The sequence below is a fragment of the Elusimicrobiota bacterium genome, from assembly GCA_041658405.1.
GTDB lineage: Bacteria > Elusimicrobiota > UBA5214 > JBBAAG01 > JBBAAG01 > JBBAAG01.
This window is the reverse complement of record JBBAAG010000005.1, coordinates 45032-65810: the sequence shown is the minus strand read 5'-3', so window position 1 is coordinate 65810 and position 20779 is coordinate 45032. Positions and strand designations below refer to the sequence as shown.

Sequence of the window (20779 nt, the reverse complement as noted above, 5' to 3'; positions counted from 1 at the left end):
TACAAGAAGTTGCCTAAACATTTTTTGTTCTAGTACCCCCATCGCACACCGGTTTGTAAAGTGTGGTCCTGATACTCACGATATGTATTACCTGTATCTTTATTGGAATCCCGAGAGTCGTAGGTATACAAAATATACGTTTTCACGTTCTTATGTACTTGCCACGAGAGTTCCAGATCCGCGTTAAAATAGTTTAGAACAAGTTTCGGGTTTGGTCCTGCAATAGGAACGTCTACAATTTTATATTGATAGCTTTTATATTCTACCGCAGCGCTTAACTCCAGGTTTGTTAACATTATATAAAACAGTTTTATATACCCGCGGTTGCGGTAATACGTATAATAGTCTTTGAACAAATCCATCCGCGCTTGAAAACTATACCCAACTGTAGTTTTGATATTCTGTAACCACTGACTATCCAGTTCTAGATTGCCAGTATGGTAGTCCCATTCGCGGATAGGGTTGGTATTAAGCTCTTTCCCATTTTCATCGCTTGCAAGGTACTTACTATACTTACGTTTCGAATATTCGTATATGAACCTTAAAGATTTGTATATCGCCTCAACACTTCCCTTGTTTTCCTGGTAATCCAACGACATAATTCCCGGAGTGTCGTCATAATCTTTAGTTAGTGTATCATATACCGCACTGAATTCTAAGCTTTTTGAATACTGATAATCTATCCTAGGTTTTATACCAATTTGTTTGTATGCATAAATTGTTTGTAAAGCTTCACCAAGAATGTTAGTTCCGCGGTCACGGTTGTTATCAAAATCCGCAACAACATAAAACCGTAACTTTTTATCCAAAGTTTTCCTAAATTCAATACTTAGCTCATTTTTATCTTCATTCACTACAGAAAATGAAGAGTATTTACTTGCGTACCCCGTATACTCTATTTTAAGTTTATTATCACCCCAATACTTCCTTAGTTTTAACTCATATTTGTAGGTATAGAAAACATCATTTTGTGGAAATATTATGCCGGTTGAGTTTTTCTCAGGACTGCGATGCACATTACTTTCATCGCCAAACCTTATATCCACAAAAGGTTCGAACTTTAATACATTGGTATCAGCCTTTTTATTAACTATTTTCGTTTTTGCAGCAAAGGCGGATGAGCTTATTAATAATAACACTACTATGTATACTATTGTAATGCCGCGATATTGCACGGTTGTCATTTTAATTTACTCATTGCAGCCTTTGCGCTTTTATTATTTGGATTCAATTCCAGCACTTTTTTATAAAGTTCCGCTGCTTGTGAGGTTAACCCTTTAGCTTCATCAAGTTGTGCGAGCCGTAATAAGCTAAACTCATGATTCTGGTTTATTACCAACGCAGCACGATAATATTTCTCGGCTTCGCCTACATTATTTTGTTCATTATACGCTTTCCCCAGCCAGTATACCGGCCACGGGTTTTTGGGAAGCTCCGGTATGGACTTACGGTAATACTCCATTGCGCTATTCAAATCGTTAAGTTTATGGTACTGCCTGCCAATTTCGTATACCACAAGAAAATCTGCGGGATCAAGGCTCGACGCTGTTTCTAAAGCAGTTAATGCAGCTTTATGATCTCTCAAATCATCGGATACTTCAGCTAATCCCAGCCATCCTTTTACGAACTTCGGCGCAACCCGCGTAACTTTTTCGTACTCTTTCCTTGCATCCTCTTTCTTCCCAAGCTTAAATATCTGCAACGCATAGTTGAAGCGTAAAGAGTAATCATTCGGGGTTTCCTCCAACGCTTTCTCATACATAACTACCGCTTTTGCAGTATCGCCTTTGTTGCTGAGTAATGATCCCAAATTATTTTTTGCAGCAGTATGTGCAGGATCGTACTCTATTGCTTTAGTATACGCTGCAATTGCTTTCTCTGTGTCACCAACTTTTTTATATGCCAAACCCATGTTAAACCACGCGGAGGCATAGCCAGGGTACAGTTTCAGTACGTTTTCATATTCCTTTATTGCACCGGTATAATCGTTTTTCTTTGCCTTGATAACAGCGAGGTTCATCAACGCTTTCAAATGCTTTGTGTCATATTCCAACACTTTGCGGTAACACTTCTCTGCGTCATCAAACTGTCCCTTTTTCGCGTAAATCACGCCGCTGTTATACCACGCTTCGATATAATCGGGCTTATACTTTGCTGCTGAAACAAAACAGTCCAGCGCGGTATCCGCGTTATTATCATCTAAATACGCGATGCCCATGTTATAGTACGCAGTATAATAATCAGGTTTGTACTTCAACGCTTTTTGGTAATATACCACAGCGTCTTTTGGCTTCTTCATCGCTTTGTATACCACCCCTAGGTTAACCAAAGCTTCAGGATAATTACCGTTCAACATTGTTATAGCTTTGTTATAAAACTCAATGGCTTTTACATAATCCTTTTTCGCATGAAAAACTTTCGCGAGGTTAAACAAATCTTCAGGTGCAGCGGTATCTTTATTCACAAGCGACTGGAACAATTCTTCTGCTAATACAGTTTTTCCCTGGTCAATATACAACATCCCTAGATTATACTTAGCGCTGCGATACTCAGGGAAATATTTAAGCGCTTGTTTATAAAACTCTTCCGACTGCCTAGCGCGTCCTTCGTTTTTGTATAGTACGCCGAGATTGTAGTACGCCGGCGCGTAGTCGGGTTTTAACTTCAAAACTTTTTTATAGATTTCCTCTTTTTTCTTTCTATTCCCTACTGAGTCCGGTAATAACGATGCGAGGTTCATCCGAGGCGCTATGTAGTCAGGTTTGAGATTAATTGCCATATTGTAATACCGTTCCGCAGTTTTCATATTTTTTGCATCAGCAGCCAATACTCCGAGGTTATTATATGCAAACGATTGTAACCTCCCGCTGCTAAGCTCTACTGTTTTAACAAACATTTTCTCCGCGTCCCGCGTATTTTTTTGTTTTACATACAACGCTGCAAGATCGTAATATGCAACAGCATAGTTCGGACGTAACGCTATCGCGCTGCGGTAAGAATTTTCCGCGTCAGTGAACTGATTTTGACCTGTATATAACAACCCGAGGTTTACAAATACCGGCGCATAGGACGGCGCAAGTTTGGATACCTTTACAAACTTTTCTTTTGCCGTATCATACTGTTTCATGTGCAGTTCAATCACACCGAGGTAGTTCAGGAGGTACGGGTTTGCACCATCTTTTTTCAGTAACGCTGATATCAGTTTCCCCGCGGATTCGTATTTTTTGTCAGCGTAATACGTTCTCGCTTGTTTAAACACGGGGTTAGCTTCAAACTCCTGCCCATACTCTACCTGCGGGTCAGTATCACCATCCTGGTCGTTTACGCTATAACTTACCCCTTGGCCAGGTTGCTGGTTGGTGATTACCACTACAGTTGGTTTATTACTAAGATCTACCGCAATTTTCTGGAGGTACAGAATTATGCCGACAATCACGAATAATACAGCTAATATCGGCACAAAACTTTCGCGGAGATACGCCCATATTTTATTTTGCATAAATAATTACCCGTTTTCCAATACGGATTTTAACCCGCAACGGTTGACGTTCTGGATTTCCAAACCCGGCCGTGCATTGATTTCCATTACTACCGGTCCACGGGTATCGTCGATAATAACATCAATCCCAAGGTAGTTAAGCGGTACTGCCCTACTTGTCCTTGTACTGATATCAATGATATCTGCCCAAAACGGTATACGCATTCCTTTAAACTCTACCTTACTATCGGGATGTTTTGTTATATACCCTTTAACATCGTAGCCATCCAACAATTCTCCTGTTTTAAGATCAATCCCAATACCTATTGCGCCCTGGCTTAGGTTCGCGCGGCCACCAGACTCCAGTGTTGACATCCGCAGCATTGACATCTTAGGTATGTCATTATAAACAATCACACGGATGTCCGCCATACCGTCAGGATATATCGTGCGCAGCGAGTGGTGGAGTACAACCCGTGATTCAACCAGTACCTTGTCTGTCAACCCAAACGAGTGGATACCAAACAAAATATCTGCCATCTGTTTTTTTATTTGGTTACCGTTGTACTTAACACCTGACGGTGTTTCCCAACACTCCCCGTTTTTACGTAAGACCAGTATCCCTCCCCCCGCACGCCCTTTTGCCGGTTTAATTACAAACTCGGGTTTACCAGCGCTGAGTTCCGGCCAGTATTTCCTGATGTCACCCATCCCGCGGATCACGTAAAACGTTTCCGGGACGGGCACATTAAGCTTATGCAAATATTCTTTTGTCAACACTTTATCGTCGGCAATAGGGAAATGTTTACGTTTATTGGATTTATAAATATAATCAAGGTTCCGGCGGTTGATACCAAGAACATGCTGTTGCAGTTTTCCCGCGTCAGTAAATATATTCCTCATTTTTCTACCAACCATCTGAACCGTTTGACTTCACTTAACCGTATCCCCACCCACCGGCCTAACCAGAGGTTGAGAACTACCATCCATAATAATAGTTCAGGAAATGAAAGAAATAACGATTCCATTGCTAATGAATTCATCGCGAGATAGCAAAACCAGACAACTATCACCGTCATACCCATAATTTTAAACGCTTTTTTTGTACCTTCTTCTATTTGTAAGATTGCAAAACGTTCCGCTGTGATTGTAAGTACGGCGATAGGGAATAATGATACGTATGACAACGCAAAAAACTTTAGTTTTACCCCAAGTACTGTAAGTGCAAACATCGCGGTTACCACGCAAACCATCAGGATACCCATCTTTGGCGTATGCAAAACCCCAAGTTTTTCAAGCGGGTGATGTACCAAACTAACAATAAATATTATCAGTATAAACCCTGAGATACCCCAGAAAAACCCGGTTTCCCGGCTTGCTGCAGCGATTAGTGCCGGTAAAAATGTACCAAATGTTTCGAATCCTATAACATTACGGAATACTACAATGATAAACGCTCCCAGCGGCAGCATAATAATTATTTTCAATAAACTGATTGGTATACCAACCTGGGTGAATGCAGCCCATACGTCATACGCGTTCAACTTTTGTTCTCCAAGCCCGGCAACAAAATCTGTACGTGATAACAGCTGTTCACGTATTTTGTAGGAATACCCGAAATTAATATTTGCATCATGTTTGAACAACATCTCATCACCGCGATAGAGTACAAGATAATTTTTCGGAAGTTCAGCAAAATGGTTGTTTAACGCGTCAAACGGTACCCAGTATCCGTTGATGTATGTTTCAACCCACTGATGGCTTGTACGTTTTGTTCCGTTTTCCATAATTATGCCGCCAACTAATCGTGCAGGGATCCCAGCTTTACGCGCTAACGCGATAAACAACCTGCTTTTGCCATTACAGGACGCCTCACCGAGTTTCGCCGCAGTTACCGCATCGGTTACGCCTTTAAACGGGACGGATTTCAACGAGGAAACATAGTCAAATATAGATTTCAGTGTTTGCTTCATGTTTTCCGTTTTTGGTACTGTGTCTTTAAATATGCTGTTAATAACCGGGTCATCCAACTGTATAACAGTGGTAGAACCCAGATATTCATTAAAACTTGAGGGGTATACACGCGAAATCGTGACATCGTCTTCAATTTTATACACTACGGATTCTGATTGAGCCACAAACGAGTATCCTACTTGACGGTTACCGCTAACTCTATTACCGTTCCATCTTGCTACGCGCCCGCTGGTGTCGTTCAAAAGTTCAAGCGTAAATCCCGCAGAATTGTTGAGTTCGTCACTAATAGACTGGCGGGAATCATTTTGCGGAAGGTATGTTTTTACATCTACGTCTTCACCATAACCTTGGAGTGTCATAATAATATCAACACTGTATTTTATCTGCGGGATAATACTTGAGAATGTGTAACCAAGGAAAATGATTTTGTATAACACCAATAATAACGGTAATATTGTGAGTAAAATCAGCGTTATTGAATAACCTTTACCCGAAAAAATATTGTTTTTGGTTGTCATGGAAATTTTACCGTGAAATATGTATTCGCTCTGGTTGTCCAGGTACTTACCGGATATTTTGATGATATTTCTGTCAGCTTAGCTTGCGCGTTTGTACGGTCAGTAAGGTCGCAGTACACGCGTACCTGATAGTACAGCGTTTCATCACCATATGCGGTTACCGGGTAATTTGTTAACACTTTTTGTAGTTCAGTTACTGCTGTTGTATAGTTTTTGTTCATATAATAACTTTTCCCTATATAATATTGCGCCCAGTCTAAACTGTTTGACGCGGGATATGACGTAAATACTTTTTTAAACTCAACGATTGCCTGTATATAATTATTTTGTTGGTAGTAGCATTTACCGATATACACCTGTGCCTCATCAATGCTATCTCCCAGAGGATATAAAGATATCACTTTTAAAAACTCAGTACGCGCCTGGTCATACGTTGCCTGCGCGGGAATAGTACTTGCCTGCTGGTAGTAACATTTCCCAACAAAATACTGTGCATCGTCAATATTGCTGCTAGAGGGATAAGATGTTATCACTTTACGGAATTCAGCCAGTGCTTGTGTATACTTATCTTCGAAATAATAAGATTTCCCGATGTAATACTGTGCACCGTCCGCGTTGTTTCCATTGGGGTATAACGTGATAACTTTTTGGAATTCTGTCCGCGCTTGCGCATATGTTGCCTGTGCAGGTTCTGTACTTGCCTGCTGATAGTAACATTTACCAATATAAAACTGCGAGTCGTCTACCAGCGTGCTTGTTGAATATAAACTGATACATTGACTAAACGCAGCAATCGCAGTGGAATAATTGTCGGTTTGATAATAACACTTGCCTATCGAATACTGCGCCAAGTCTTTGTTCTCGCTTGCCGAGTATAGCGTAATAACGTTTTGGTATTCCGTTACCGCTTGTGTGTACAGCGCTTGAGCATAATAACAATCACCGATTGCGCATTGCGCGTCATCCGCGCTGTCGCCGTTGGGGTAAGTCGTTACAACTTTTTGAAATTCTGTCCTTGCTTGTGCGTAGGTAGCTTGCGCGGGCATTGTGCTTGCTTGCTGGTAATAACAACGGCCGACATAAAGCTGTGCATCATCAGCAAATGATTGTGCGGGATATGACGATACAAATGTTTTAAACTCCATCATAGCTTTTGTATAGTTTTCAAGTTGGTAATAACATTTGGCAATATAATATTTTGAATCAACCGACCGTGCATTTGTTGGGTAAGCTGCTATTTGTTGTTGGAACTTGGATATTGCAGCAGCGTATTGTTTATTCAAATACAACTGGTATCCTTCGGAAAAACGTACTTCGGACTGCCCAACAATAACGATGGTTAGCCCGGCAGTAGTTTTAGCGTTTTTGTTGTCTGTGACTCTGAAAACCACGTTAAACGTGCCGGTAGAATTGTATATTCCCATCGCTATTCCAGAGGTCGAGGATTGGTATTCATACGCGCCGTCACCGGTGAAGTCCCATTCGTATAGCGTTATAATACCGTCTCTGTCCGTACCTGTACCGGCAAAAAATATTGTTGCCGGCGCAGTACTTACAGTTACATTCGCACTGGCGGTTGCGGTGGGCGATTGGTTTACAGCCGGTGGCGGTGTATTATTGTTGTTGGTAGTAGTACTGATATTATTTTTGTTTTCTCCGTCAATTTCCACCTGCCTGAGAGTTGTAATCTTTTCTTTCAATAAACTTGTACGACCGAAATATACACCGGCATATGCAGTTGTTAACTTAAGACACACTGCTGCGGTTATTATTATTAGCTTTATTTTCATAAACAGTTAATCCTTAAACCCTTTTAAAAATACAGCGTTATTCCAATATTACCAAGAATATCAGTTGACGATATTTGGTAACTATAATTTTTACCAGAAACCAGCTGGGTATAAACCGGCCCGATATCCAACCCAACTGCAATCCACGGAGTTATAAATATTTCTATCCCCGCGAACAATTCTACGGATTGACCTGTTCCATATGTTTCGGCAGTATCAAATGACAACGCGTCATATTCAATACCTGAATATATAACTGCGCGTTTCTCTGGATTGAAGTTATAACACACACGTCCTGAATATATTATTATACCTGAATCGTTTGAGTACCGCGCTTCAATTCCTAATTTAGATGATAGGCCGTATTTAATACCAAAATATGGCGATATTGACGGTGTACCAATTGAAAACCCAACTTTCTGTTTTGTTTCAAAAGAGTAGCAATGAGTACTCAAAATAGTTAAGAGTACGACAGAGTAAACAACAACTCTTTTCATAATAGTTGTTCTAATACCTTCCGTATTCTTCGACAATATCGTAAACAAGTTTTATCCTCTTAAGCTCAGTTCCCGGCGGTACCTGATCCCCTGCTGATTGAACTAACCTACTGCTGTCCTTTCTTAACGAAAGCCATTCTTTTACATGAGCAACGAACTCATTCTCCCCGGTTTCAGGCAGCCACATACTGGGAGAAATTCCGCCCATCAATACCATATCGTTCCCAGCTTGTTTCCGTATTTCCACAGGAGTAAGGTCGCCGGTAGGCGCAGGCGTGCACGCATCCGCAACATCGATGCCCGCTTTTGCTACAATGCTTATAATATTATTCAACCTACCGTCTAAATGAGCAGATACGGTTTTCCCCGATTTATGCAGGCAGTCGGCAATATTTTTGTAATGATTAAAACTGTATTCCATAAACATATCCGGTGACTGAACATCGCCTGACAGGTTATCCGTAAAAAAAATGTGCGGAGCAGGTGATTTACTGTATATCTCAACCAATTCCATATGTTTAAGGTTATATGTATCCACATACTTTTTCATTAATTCTGGTTCATCGCACAACGCATAAACAGTTTTCTCAACACCCATATAATATGACATAAGCGAACCTAATCCGGTATACGCAATACTTGGGAATCCCAACCCCACATCCCCGCCGGTTTTCTCTATATACTCCCAGTTTTCATATTTAGGCTTAAACTTTTTTCTTTCTACGGTGTAAAGCAATACTTTTAGATCATCTATATTCTCCACCATAAGTTTAGTAATATCCCACGAAAAACTGACGGAGCTCCATTTTCTGAGCATATAAATTGTGCCAATCGGCGTTATAAATGTTTCTCTCGCAGTATCGCCGTTAATCTCTCTTTCCCTTACAACACCATCTTCATAATATTCTTCATGCAAGGAACCGATTTCGATATACCAGCCCGCTTTTACTTCCCTGTGTAAATCAACAATTTCTTTTGTACAGTTATTAATTGAAAACAAGTCCCATTGCTTCCCGGATTCAGCTTTGTACCAATGGCCCAGGTCGGCAAACCACGGCACTCTGTCCGGTGTCTCACCTTTTAAAACTTTTAACAGCCGTTCCCGTTCGTTCATAACGTAAACTTAATTCCCTTCCACCTTATAACGGTACAACATTTGGTCGACACCGTAATACAAGTACCCGCCGGAGAGGACTGCGTTAGTAGAAATATTCCCTTCCTCCACTGACTTAATAACCTTCACTTCATACGTTTGCGGGTTAATCGTATACAGTTCGCGCCCAGTGTTACTATAAACCATCCCGTTCTTCGCGGTATTATAAAACCTAACCGGCGTTTTCTTCAGCGGTGTAACAATGTTTTTCGCGATAAACTCTTTCTTAACAGTGTCATACACAAATAACTGCCATTTCCCATCTAACGACAATATTATTGCAACAATCCCGGGTTTTAGCGTAGCTATAAACTGTACACCTGTGTAAGTAGAAGTAGTTGGGCTGAACTCGTACTCCACCTTCCCGGTTACAGGGTTGAACGCAAACATCGTTGCAGCAGACGCGATTGGCTTGCGGTTGCCTATATGTATACTCGACCCGCCGAAGATAAGTTTTGTTGCAGGGTCGTATGTAATAACGCTAACGCTTTGGCTGGAGATCACGCCTTCATACTTCGCAACAAGTTTCTCAGTTTCCGCGTCGATAACCGCGATCCCCCCCTGGTGGTACCCGTAATCCGTAATCCCTGCTATGTACACCATATTATCAACAATAATCGTGCACATCGGGCGCATGAACGGCGACCCGAGGGACACAATAGTTTTCGGGTTTGTCGACGGGCTGATAGCCGCGTCACCGTTAGGATTCCATGGTTTGTCAAGATCGTACGAAAAAATCCTACCCTGGGGGTACACGGATTCAATTATTTTGTTTTTGTACGTAACAAACGAGTACACTTCACCCCCGCCGTGGACACCCAAAAACTCATTTTTCCCGGACTTCGTATCGTACTTAAAGATTGATAAAGGAAGAAACGTACTCCCATAAATATTTTTATCCGGCCCTTCAACCAACGCGAATACCAGCACACCGTCGCTGGAATACTCAAACTTCCCAGTTGTTTTTACCCCGGTTGAAGAATCTTTTATCGTATACTTACCTTCCAAATTAACTCCGAGCAGAATACTACCGTCAGCAAACGTATTCGGGAAATGGACAGTATATCTCGCAGTACTATACTTTTTTTCAACTAAATTATCATTATCGTCAATGATATACGATTTCCCGTTAACATTTGTATACACCTCGCCGTCTGCATTATTCCCAACCGTCGCGAAACCCGGCTTTTTTAGTCCAGATATTATCACAGACTTCGTACTGCCATCTACTGGGTTATACACCACAACGTCTTGTTCATCACACCCGAGCCCGCAGTATATCTTCCCGTTTTTCCCTACTGCCAACGTCCGGCAGTACTTGTTATTACCGCTCATCTTCCCGAGTTTCAACACTTTCCCCGCTGCAGGGTCGTACGCGAATAGTTTACACCCCGGATACGTCCCGGCATACACTTTACCATCCAACCCAACGGTCATATTCCAGGAATAAGTTTCGCCTTTCTCCATCTGCCCGAGCAGTTCAATACCTTTATCCAGGTTGAACGGGTCCAACCGAAAAAAAGTTGCATCAAACGTACTGCCGATATAAACCTTTCTATCTACTGGATTGAAAATGAACCCTCGGCAAAGTACCCATTGGTTTCCTTTCCCCGGAGGCGGAACAATTTTTTTTGCCACCCCGTCAGTAGTAACCGCGACCACAAAAAAGTCGTTCACTGTCTGCCCGAAATTACAAAGTATTGTTTTCCCATCCGGGCTGACCAAACTGCCATAAACTTCCGCTATTTTCGACGGTACACCAAGGTTTTCCACAACATTTTCTCCTTTTACAACTCCTGGAATCAAAGACATTAATGCTAATACTAACACCACAAGTCCGTGTCTCATAATTTATTTCTCCTCGTTCCTAAGTACAACTTCAACTTTTGATATCATAAACCATGGCGGCGAGCCCGCCTTACCTTCAGGTTCGATATTACATATTATTATAATATTTTTGCCGGTACGCAACATTTTTGGTGGTACTGCAAACGACTGGGTTGTCCATTTTGGTTCAGCACGAAAATTATTCTTCCCGGAGAACACAATGTTATCATTAACCCTTATCTCAACCCTGCAGTTACCGCCTTTTTTACTACACATTGCTTCAATCACAAGTTCAGCACCGGTAATCCCGTCGATATTATTCACCCAAAAATCTGATGACATAACATCAAGTTTTGACGGTTTAGCATAAACATAATTAACTTCGTACCTAAAACTTTTTCGATACCTATAAACTTCCCCACCACCGCCGGTAAAGTCTAACCCTTTAAGTACTACTCGGCCGGACTTACCCTTACACCCTTTTTTCCTTATGATATACTGTTCCAACCGCACAATGTCAGACTCTATAGCCGGGCGTACGTCATCGTACAACCTACGGTACTTAGTGTTATTACGTAAAACAACAAGGATACCGCGTAATTTCGCGATTCTTACCCTTACATCATTTGGATTTTCAGGAACGTCGATATACTCAAACTTTTTATCACCTAAAAAGTATCTGCCGTATATCCCAACCAGATCTTTCAGAACATAATCAACCTCACCCCCGCCAAGTTCAGCGATTGATCTAGCCATTGCTCTTTCAGGATCATAATTTCCGGGGTCAGACAAGTACTCGCCTATGGCCGCCAGAGGCAGTTTTGATGCTTCCATCTGTTTCATTGGGTTCGAAATAAGGCCACGGACATGCTTATATAACGTTTTTGAGCGTCCTTTTACAGGGGATAACAGCAACCGCCACGGGATATAATCATTCACCGGGTAATTGTCCCAGATAACAATCTCGCGGGTACTACCAAAAAACTTCCTTATTTTACCAACATCCTCGTCAATAATATTGGATGAACACACTGTTGGCCCGGTCCAGAAGAACAGGATGGAAGAATCAACCTTTTCCCCGACATATTTTGAATACTCAGTATTCTTCAATGCAAACCCGGTAGTATACGCTGCAGGGCAGAATATCATATTCACCCCCGGCACCTGTTCTTTCAACCCTTTATACACGCGGTTAACAAAAAAGGTATGAGCTTCCGCCAGTGTTTTAAACCTAGTTTTATCCTTATCTGACAACTTTTCAATAATATCGTCAAGGCATAACGCGTACCATTTAATCCCGGTAGCTTTGTACACTTTCACCAAACTCGCGAGCATCAGCTGGTACTCTTCGTCACTGGAATACACAATCTTAGTTCTGCTGTAAATCCCAGGATTTATAGCCAAACACAGCGTTATCCCGTGGCTTGAGCAATAATCCGCAACGTCCTTCATCCCTTTAAGTTCAGATTCAGTATACCCCTTTCGCCACAATTCGCTGCTTCCCGGGAACGATGAGTAGCAAAACATAAGAAAGTTGAACCCATGTGAGGGCATCCAAGCCATGATATCCTTATACTTTGAGATATCATACCACCATAGGCCTTTGACCCCGCGGATATCGAACTTTGCGGGTTGAACCCCTGTATTTTTGGGCAAGTTTTCGCAAAAAAGGTTAACATTAAAACAAAAGACAGCATACACTAAAACAACGCAATAGTTAAAGTGTTTTATTAATTTTAATTTCTTTATTTGTGCCATATTATTCCTCTGCATAATCTATCTATTGTTGTCTATTATAGGTCGTTATTTTATATTACTTAATAAACAACACTTAATGTTATTTATTAAGTTTATTAAATTATCTTAACCCTTTTATTGCATAAACATTTGCCGGTGCAGCCTCCCGCCCGACAAGCTTAAGAGGTTGTACCCACAACCCTACTACTTCATCATCAACAACAGGCATAGTATTAACCAGAGACTCAACAAATATCACCCCAGGTTGAAGCAAATCATGCACCATCCCCGGTACAAAAGTTAAAGTAACATCAGTAGCAATAACCATTATTCCCTTAGAAATAAGGTATTTAACAGCCTCAACCCCTACCTCCGGCCTCCAAGTACTCCCTGAGACCAGCAGAACAGCGGAAACCATACCTTTTGGCGGCAAGAACTTCTTCCTAAGCGCATTAAACTGTTGTTTTATAACAATATCCTGTACCTTACCATCCCAGTACATCGCCTCGCTTGGCGGATCAAACCTACCCCCCACTTTTTTCTTGGTAAGGTTTAGTACATAACAAAACGACAGGCATTTTTCAGGAAAATCAGCGTCTTTTACACCATCAGGATACAATATCCCATTTTCTTTCGTCCACTTCTTACCCTTAAACTTCCGAGGATTTTGTTCCCACTCCTTTGCCCACCGATGCCACCACTTATCTACGTGAGTACCAATAAGATGCGCGCTTGCCTTAATCCCGGTTGCGACATACGGATCTGAAGATGGTTTTGTCTGTTCAAACCTTGTCTCCCAATGCCCCTGTATCCCGTGATGGGTTTCACCCACGACTTTTGTGAGGTCCACCACTCTACCGGTTAAACCGGTGAGATACGCTCCAAACTGTTTATTATTATTCTTCAAACCCTGTACTTCTTCCCGTTAATTGTAACATCCCCGCGGTTTTTCACTTCCACAGCTTTACCCCGTACTTTTACGCTACCCGACCGCTTGTCATACGCGATATCCAACCGTTTCCCTGCCCAATGAAAATTCCTTAAACTTTGACGGGTAACAATCTCATCGTCAATACTGTACATATCCGTCCCTAGTGCTGTCATAACCGCGATCATCAACTCAGCAGAACCAACATTTGAACAAATAACAGGGGTTGCCATCATCCCGCGGTCGCCATACGCAACCTCCCCTGTTTTTGCGTTGAAACATTCCCAAACACTGGGGTATTTCAGGACAAAGTTTTTTATGCTTTCCAGCACGCGTTTAACATCCTGAGGATAATAATTCTTAGCCGCCGCCATTGCCATTGACTTTGACTTCGGCCAGGACGGCCCGCGCCAGTACACATTTGCCATAAACCCGGGTTCATCCTCTGCAACTGTACGTACTCCGTAGGTATCAATCAGTTTAAGATAGTTCGGGTACGCACTTTTCGCTTTTTCTTTACTCACCATCCCGTATGCTAATGGAAATAACCCATCCACTCCAACCCGCGTATCAAGTTTCCCGTCTTCATGGATGACACCATACCACTTTTTTTTGTTATCCCATAAATACTTATCAATCGCACCCCTGGTTTTATCAGCTTCTGCGAGATAAAGATCTGCATCACCGTTTTTCCCGAGTATACCTGCGATTTTAGCCAATGCATTCTCGTACCGGAACCGTTCCGCAGCATAGATTGCGGGATAACAATACTTTTCCTTCACCCCATTCTCACCGTAGGTAACGCGTTCAAACACTGCGGTAGTATCAAGCCCCGTATCGTAGGACGTATAAATTGCCCAAAGATGCAGGTTACGGAAAGCCTTATCCCTCGATTCTGTAAGGTAATCATAGAACTTAACCAGATGCGGATACCACCGTGCAAGGCTCTTGATATCCTTCGTTGCGTAGTAATACCTCAACGCTACCCACGGAATATGCGGTGTTTGAGTAATACTTCTCCGACCCCAGTTTTCACCGGGTATCTTTTCTGTTAAATATATTGCGTGACTGATAAACCCATCCTCCCGCTGGTATTTAGTGAATAACTCAAGGACAGTCTTTACATACTTCGACGTGTACTCACTGTTCTGGTTGGACAGAAAATCTACTGCAGACAATGCCCATAACCAGTACCCGCGGTAGACCGGCAACGCTTCAAGCACGGTATGACCCCATCTAGGGTTTTTATAGTAGTTAAGTTTTACTATCCACCAGCATTTATAATACACCTTCTCAAGTTCAGCGGAAGTAAACTCCGGGCGAGGCAAGCTGGTGAACCATTTATTCCACCGTTGCTCAACCACAGCGAGAGTGTCTTTACAAACACACGCTTTTTGTGCAAGCGCCATACTTTTTTGGGATAACCCCACCCTTAACGTTTGTGACTGCCCAAGTAAAAGATGTACCTGATACTCAAACAATAAATGCGCGGGTTTCCCGGATCCTATAACTTTATTATTAAACTTTTGTCCTGCAATTGCGGCGGTATACTCCTCTGCACTAGCGTAGGTTCCTATAAACCGGGCGGTTGTATTGAGATACACGACATCACCGGCCTCAAACTCCACCTTTAACTTACCAGAAGAGATAAGACTTGCAGACTTAAACCCTTTCCGGCAATAGAGGTCAAAATACATTTTTTTATCAAGAAACTGCTCTTTTCTCTTTGACTTGAACCCGATATGCCAACTCATTGCGTCTTCATACGGCTGGCTAAGGATTTCAGTAGCATCCGCACCAAACGAACTAAACCGCACTTCACGGACAACCGCAGAAGGTAAGTACAGCATCTTAACGAAATATGATTGAATAATCGAAGCATCACCGGTTGCGTTGTTATGCATAGGATACGCCACACCGGCAAGGGTCAATGAAAACAACCAATCTTCTTCGTAAGTACTATTACTCCTGCAGTCAAAATAATACCCTATCTGCCCGAAATTCGCGGGGTACGCGTAAGACACGCCGTCAATACTAGGCTTTACAACAACTGCAGTCCTGCGTGGAACTTTCTCATCAAATTCATCCCCTACCAACGCCCAGATACTAGAATTTTCCTGCTTAACCATAAACCTTGACACTCCTTCTAATACATTCTATATTATCTATATTAAACAACAAATATAAATACACCAGTCTTGACAGTTGACACATAAAACACGCTATTTCTTAGTTAAAATATCAGTTATCAACTGTTGTAACTGCGGAAACTTAACAATTTTTAACTGTAACCTTTTTAGATAATGACTCACCGCGGAAGGGTCGCATTTAAGAAACGTTGCTATATCCTCAGTCCTCTGCCCGTAATAAATCCTTGAAATATGGCTGAACACAGCCCGTGCGGTTGCCTGTGAACGCCCTGACTCCTGAACCAGCGCAACTCTCCCCACCACCCGTTTACATATTTCGTTCCACAACTCACGGCCGGACAGGTACCGGATATCCGGTTTCGGCTTATTAATAATTCTTACAATTTCATGCAGCCTCTGCCTGGTTTTATCAATAAATTCACGTTCACCCATAAACCGTTTATCATACTCACTACCATAAAACCCTTCATTATGCCCATCATAAATCCCGGCTTTGATATACTCCTCATACTTTCTCCGCGCTTCAGAAACATTATCTTTATCAAACCGCGATAACGCGGATTCAACATCAATCCCCACCCCATCAAACCCGCCACTTAAATAATCATTATGACCGGAACACTCCCAAGCACCGAAACTATGTTCCAACCCTGCTCTATGCGGATTAAGATGAATATACCTGATAAGAGGAAGCATATACTTTTCCGGGTCAATCATTACTGACTGATACCGTCCCTGAAACATATGCCCCACCCTGTGATGCCGTTCATTAAAATACTTTGCGTACCGTGTTAACATTGACTGCATAAATACCGAAGTTGGGAACTCACTGGTTTGAACGAGTAAATGAAAATGGTTTGGCATAAGGACATATGCGTAAAGCTTGAACCCATAAAACTTTTTTGTGTCAAACAATATTTCGGTAAACTTTTTGTAATCATCATTCACCAAAAATATTTGTTTACGGTTATTCCCGCGGTTGATAACATGAAACATCCCGCCGTTGAGCTCCACCCTGTTCTTACGCATCTTCTATATCTTTCCCAACGATCTTACCGAACACAACACCATTCCCGAGACGGATCTTCACTCCGTCCCCGGACTCCACCTGCGTTGAAGATTTAACAACTTTCCCATCAGTTTGGTTCGTAACAATCGAATACCCCCGGGAGAGCACGCCTAATGGCGATAATGCACTAAGTTTACCTGTAACACTATTCAACCGTTCCTCAGTCAACCGTATAACGTGGATTAACTTAACGCGTTCCGCTAAAGAAGAAACTTTTTGGCCCATAAGTTCAGACAATGCCATAACTTCCCTGCTTATACGTATCCCAAACTCATCGGTTAACTGCTGATATGGCCGTATTATTTCCAGAGGATAAGTAAACACCCTGCTTTTTGTAACGCTCTGTACCCGTAGTTCAAGGTTAGCGCTTAGGTACTCAATATTATTCTTTAACCTTGTAAACAACGACGTAATCCTCTGCAAAACCTCATCTTTATTCTTAACAACAATCTCCGCTGCAGCGGACGGCGTTTCCGCACGTAAGTCCGCCACAAAATCAGCAATTGTGAAATCCACCTGATGCCCGACACACGAAATTATTGGTATATCCGACGCTGCAATTGCCCGTGCGACAATTTCTTCATTAAACGCCCAAAGATCTTCGATTGACCCGCCCCCGCGGCCGACTAATAAAACATCAAGTTCCGGAAAGTATTTGTTTAGCCCGGTAATTGCACCGGCAATCTCACCAGCAGCAACCTCTCCCTGCACGGCTACAGGATAAATAAGGATCTCAAGATTACTGAACCTGCGTTTAAGGATATTCAAAATATCACGGATTGCTGCTCCGGTAGGAGACGTTACCACACCGATCCTCTGCGGCATCTCAGGGATTACCCTTTTCCTTGCCGCATCAAATAATCCCTCTGCTTCAAGTTTAGCCTTCAGCTGCTCAAACCGTATCTGCAGCTCACCCTTCCCTGAAGGCTCAATAGTTTTAGCGATAATCTGATACTTCCCGTACTTATCAAATACTGTGAGGCTGCCGCGGATAAGAAGTTTCATCCCGTCTTCCACCGCGAATTTAAGTTTTTGGTTAGCATTATGCCACATCACAACGCTTATCTGCGCATTATCATCCTTCAACGTGAAATACATATGCCCTGAAGCTGGTACTGAAAAATTTGATACCTCGCCGGTAAGCCATACATCAGGATAACTTGATGAAAGCACATCTTTAATAAGTGCCGTAAGTTCGGTAACAGTATAAACTTTGTTGTTACTCATACCTTCAATCTATTCCATATTACGCAATAATTGTTAAAGGTCACCCACTACCTGGTTTACACGCTTGATTGACACACTTTTCCCGGTGGTATCATCCACTTCAATCACTACAGCGTTGAAAATAACATCCCTGCGTGAAACCTCAAACTTCGCAGGTAATTGTGTAAGATATTTCCGTAATACCGGCTCTTTTGTGATACCTATAACACCATCACGCCCGCCAACCATCCCAACGTCGGTAATATACGCCGTACCTCCCGGCAGAATACGTTCATCCGCGGTCTGTACATGCGTATGTGTCCCGACAACCACGGATACCCTGCCATCAAAAAACCAGCCCATTGACTGTTTCTCCGACGTAATTTCCGCGTGGAAATCAATCAGTACAACCCCCGCGTGTTTCTTAACTTCCTTCAATACACTCTCTCCTGTACGGAACGGACAATCAAGTGTTGACAAAAACACGCGGCCCATAAGGTTAATCACCCCAACCTTAACACCATTCTCTGCGGTTACTATCGTGTAACCCTTACCCATAACCTCAGGCGGATAATTCGCGGGACGCACGATATTAGGATGATTAAGAACATCAAGCGCTTCTTTCCTATCCCAGGTATGATTCCCTAAAGTAATGGCATCTACTCCCAATGCGAACATTTCCTCCGCAACTTTTTGGGTGATCCCAAACCCGCCAGCTGAATTTTCGCCGTTTACCACCACAAGATCAATACACTCAGTTTTACAGTAATGAGGCAATAACATCGTTACAGCGATACGTCCCGGCTCGCCTATAATGTCACCAATAAAAAGTATCTTCAAACCACTATTCTCCAGTCTAATCCTGTTAAATTCATTACCACACTACTTTGCAGTCTCTACCGCACGGGTTTCACGGATAACAGTAACCTTTATCTGTCCTGGGAATTCAAGTTCCTGCTCAATTTTTTTGGCAATATCTTTCGCTAATACGGTAGTCTGTGAATCATCAATATCTTCAGGTTCAACAATAATCCGCACCTCGCGCCCCGCTTGTATAGCATACGCGTTCTCCACCCCGCGGAAACTTGATGCTATCTTTTCAAGTTTATCCACGCGTTTTAGGTAATGCTCCAGTGTTTCACGCCGCGCTCCGGGCCGTGCTGCGGAGATCGCATCCGCTGCCATAATAATCACAGCTTCAATTGACTTTGGCTCAACAATACCTTCATGATGAGCAAGGATAGCGTTAATCATTTTCTCGGACTCACCATACTTTTTTGCGATATCCGCGGACAACTGATGATGCGTACCCTCAACCGTATGATCTATAGCCTTCCCAAGATCATGCATCAACCCCGCGCGTTTTGCGAACTTAATATCCACTCTTAACTCACCGGCAAGCACGCCTGCAAGCCAGGTAACTTCTTTAGTATGCTGCAACTGATTCTGCCCGTACGAAGTACGGAACTTCAACCGCCCCAATAACTCAAGCACTTCTTTCGGCAAGTTCGGCACCCCGGCTTCAAGCGCAGCTTCCTCACCGATAGAAACCAGTTGTGTTTCCATTTCCTTTTTTGTTTTCGCCACTACTTCTTCAATCCTTGCGGGATGTATACGCCCGTCGGTAATCAACTTCTCAAGTGATACCCTCGCAACTTCACGGCGAAAACCGTCAAACGAACTTAAAGTTATGCTTTCAGGAGTATCATCCACTACTAAATCCACACCTGTCGCTTGCTCAAACGCACGGATATTACGCCCTTCCCGCCCGATGATCCGCCCCTTAATCTCATCATTCGGTAAATTCACTGATGATACAGTTATCTCAGCGGTATGCTCACCTGCGCAGCGCTGTATCGCTAACGCAATAATTTCTTTTGCTTTTTTATCAGCAGTATCCCGTGTTTCCTGTTCAATAACCTTCATCCTCTGCGCGCTCTCAAGCTTAGCTTCCTCTTCCAGTGTCTGCATCAACATACGCTTCGCATCTTCGGATGACATATTCGCCAGGCGTTCAAGGATTTTTATTTGTTCCGCCTTTTTTTGTTTCAACGCTTCCTCTTCAACCGTAACCTCTTTTTCCTTCACTAAAATCCTTTGTTCACGGTCGCGCAGGTCACGTTCCTTTTTATCCAGTATGTCAAGTTTCCGGTCTAACGACTCCTCTTTTTGTGTCATCCGCCGTTCAAGTTCTTTGAGTTCACGCCGGCGGTCTGAAGTTTCGGTCTCAAACTTACGCCGTTCGTTCTCCATTCTCTCACGGACTTCCAACAACCCTTCCTTAACTTTTGACTCTGCTTTAGCATTAGCTTCCGATAATATACGCTTTGCCATTTCTTCAGCACTGGTAAGCGAATACTTCGCATAGAAAAGCCTTACGATATAACCTATCGCAACTCCAAGTAGCAGCGCTATCACTACCAGCGCTACTGCAAGAATTACATTCATAACA

Annotated in this window: 15 protein-coding genes; all 15 read right to left on the bottom strand. The window is 42.6% G+C overall.

All coding sequences use genetic code 11. The features are described 5' to 3' along the window. Positions 1–29: 29 nt before the first annotated feature. A complete protein-coding gene (locus tag WC955_02105; GenBank protein ID MFA5857837.1) occupies positions 30–1184 on the bottom strand; it encodes a hypothetical protein in 1155 nt (384 codons plus the stop codon). Then, the gene (locus tag WC955_02100) at positions 1181–3499 is read right to left on the bottom strand and encodes a tetratricopeptide repeat protein (protein MFA5857836.1); all 2319 of its coding nucleotides are present in this window, start codon (positions 3497–3499) and stop codon (positions 1181–1183) included. The genes WC955_02105 and WC955_02100 overlap by 4 nt, the downstream gene beginning before the upstream one ends. Before the next feature lie 6 nt (positions 3500–3505). Continuing rightward, complete coding sequence (locus WC955_02095) at positions 3506–4381, bottom strand: sugar-transfer associated ATP-grasp domain-containing protein (protein ID MFA5857835.1); 876 nt, start codon at positions 4379–4381, stop codon at positions 3506–3508. Then, on the bottom strand, positions 4378–5970 hold the full coding sequence (locus WC955_02090; protein MFA5857834.1) for a UUP1 family membrane protein: 1593 nt from the start codon (positions 5968–5970) through the stop codon (positions 4378–4380). Before WC955_02090 ends, WC955_02095 begins: the two co-directional genes overlap by 4 nt. After that, positions 5967–7760 carry a tetratricopeptide repeat protein gene (locus tag WC955_02085; GenBank protein ID MFA5857833.1) on the bottom strand — a complete coding sequence of 598 codons (1794 nt, stop codon included), beginning with the start codon at positions 7758–7760 and terminating at the stop codon, positions 5967–5969. The genes WC955_02090 and WC955_02085 overlap by 4 nt, the downstream gene beginning before the upstream one ends. A gap of 23 nt (positions 7761–7783) precedes the next feature. Next, a complete protein-coding gene (locus WC955_02080) occupies positions 7784–8257 on the bottom strand; it encodes a hypothetical protein (protein ID MFA5857832.1) in 474 nt (157 codons plus the stop codon). 10 nt (positions 8258–8267) lie between these two features. Next, positions 8268–9371, bottom strand: coding sequence for a uroporphyrinogen decarboxylase family protein (locus WC955_02075; GenBank protein MFA5857831.1), 1104 nt, complete (start codon positions 9369–9371; stop codon positions 8268–8270). Between the two features lie 9 nt (positions 9372–9380). Next, positions 9381–11258 carry a hypothetical protein gene (locus tag WC955_02070; GenBank protein ID MFA5857830.1) on the bottom strand — a complete coding sequence of 626 codons (1878 nt, stop codon included), beginning with the start codon at positions 11256–11258 and terminating at the stop codon, positions 9381–9383. Between the two features lie 3 nt (positions 11259–11261). Then, complete coding sequence (locus WC955_02065) at positions 11262–12995, bottom strand: beta-N-acetylglucosaminidase domain-containing protein (GenBank protein MFA5857829.1); 1734 nt, start codon at positions 12993–12995, stop codon at positions 11262–11264. Positions 12996–13095: 100 nt separating this feature from the next. Continuing rightward, positions 13096–13881, bottom strand: a complete 786-nt coding sequence (locus WC955_02060; GenBank protein MFA5857828.1) for a hypothetical protein — start codon at positions 13879–13881, stop codon at positions 13096–13098. Further along, positions 13878–16031, bottom strand: a complete 2154-nt coding sequence (locus WC955_02055) for a trehalase family glycosidase (GenBank protein MFA5857827.1) — start codon at positions 16029–16031, stop codon at positions 13878–13880. The genes WC955_02060 and WC955_02055 overlap by 4 nt, the downstream gene beginning before the upstream one ends. 93 nt (positions 16032–16124) lie before the next feature. Then, a complete protein-coding gene (locus WC955_02050) occupies positions 16125–17081 on the bottom strand; it encodes a transposase (GenBank protein ID MFA5857826.1) in 957 nt (318 codons plus the stop codon). Next, entirely contained in the window at positions 17074–18348 is a 1275-nt protein-coding gene (gene xseA / locus WC955_02045; GenBank protein ID MFA5857825.1) for an exodeoxyribonuclease VII large subunit, read from the bottom strand. The genes WC955_02050 and xseA overlap by 8 nt, the downstream gene beginning before the upstream one ends. Before the next feature lie 33 nt (positions 18349–18381). Then, positions 18382–19167 carry a TIGR00282 family metallophosphoesterase gene (locus WC955_02040; GenBank protein MFA5857824.1) on the bottom strand — a complete coding sequence of 262 codons (786 nt, stop codon included), beginning with the start codon at positions 19165–19167 and terminating at the stop codon, positions 18382–18384. Between the two features lie 42 nt (positions 19168–19209). Next, positions 19210–20775 (bottom strand): ribonuclease Y, encoded by a 1566-nt coding sequence (gene rny / locus WC955_02035; GenBank protein MFA5857823.1) that lies wholly within the window; start codon positions 20773–20775, stop codon positions 19210–19212. Positions 20776–20779: the final 4 nt, after the last annotated feature.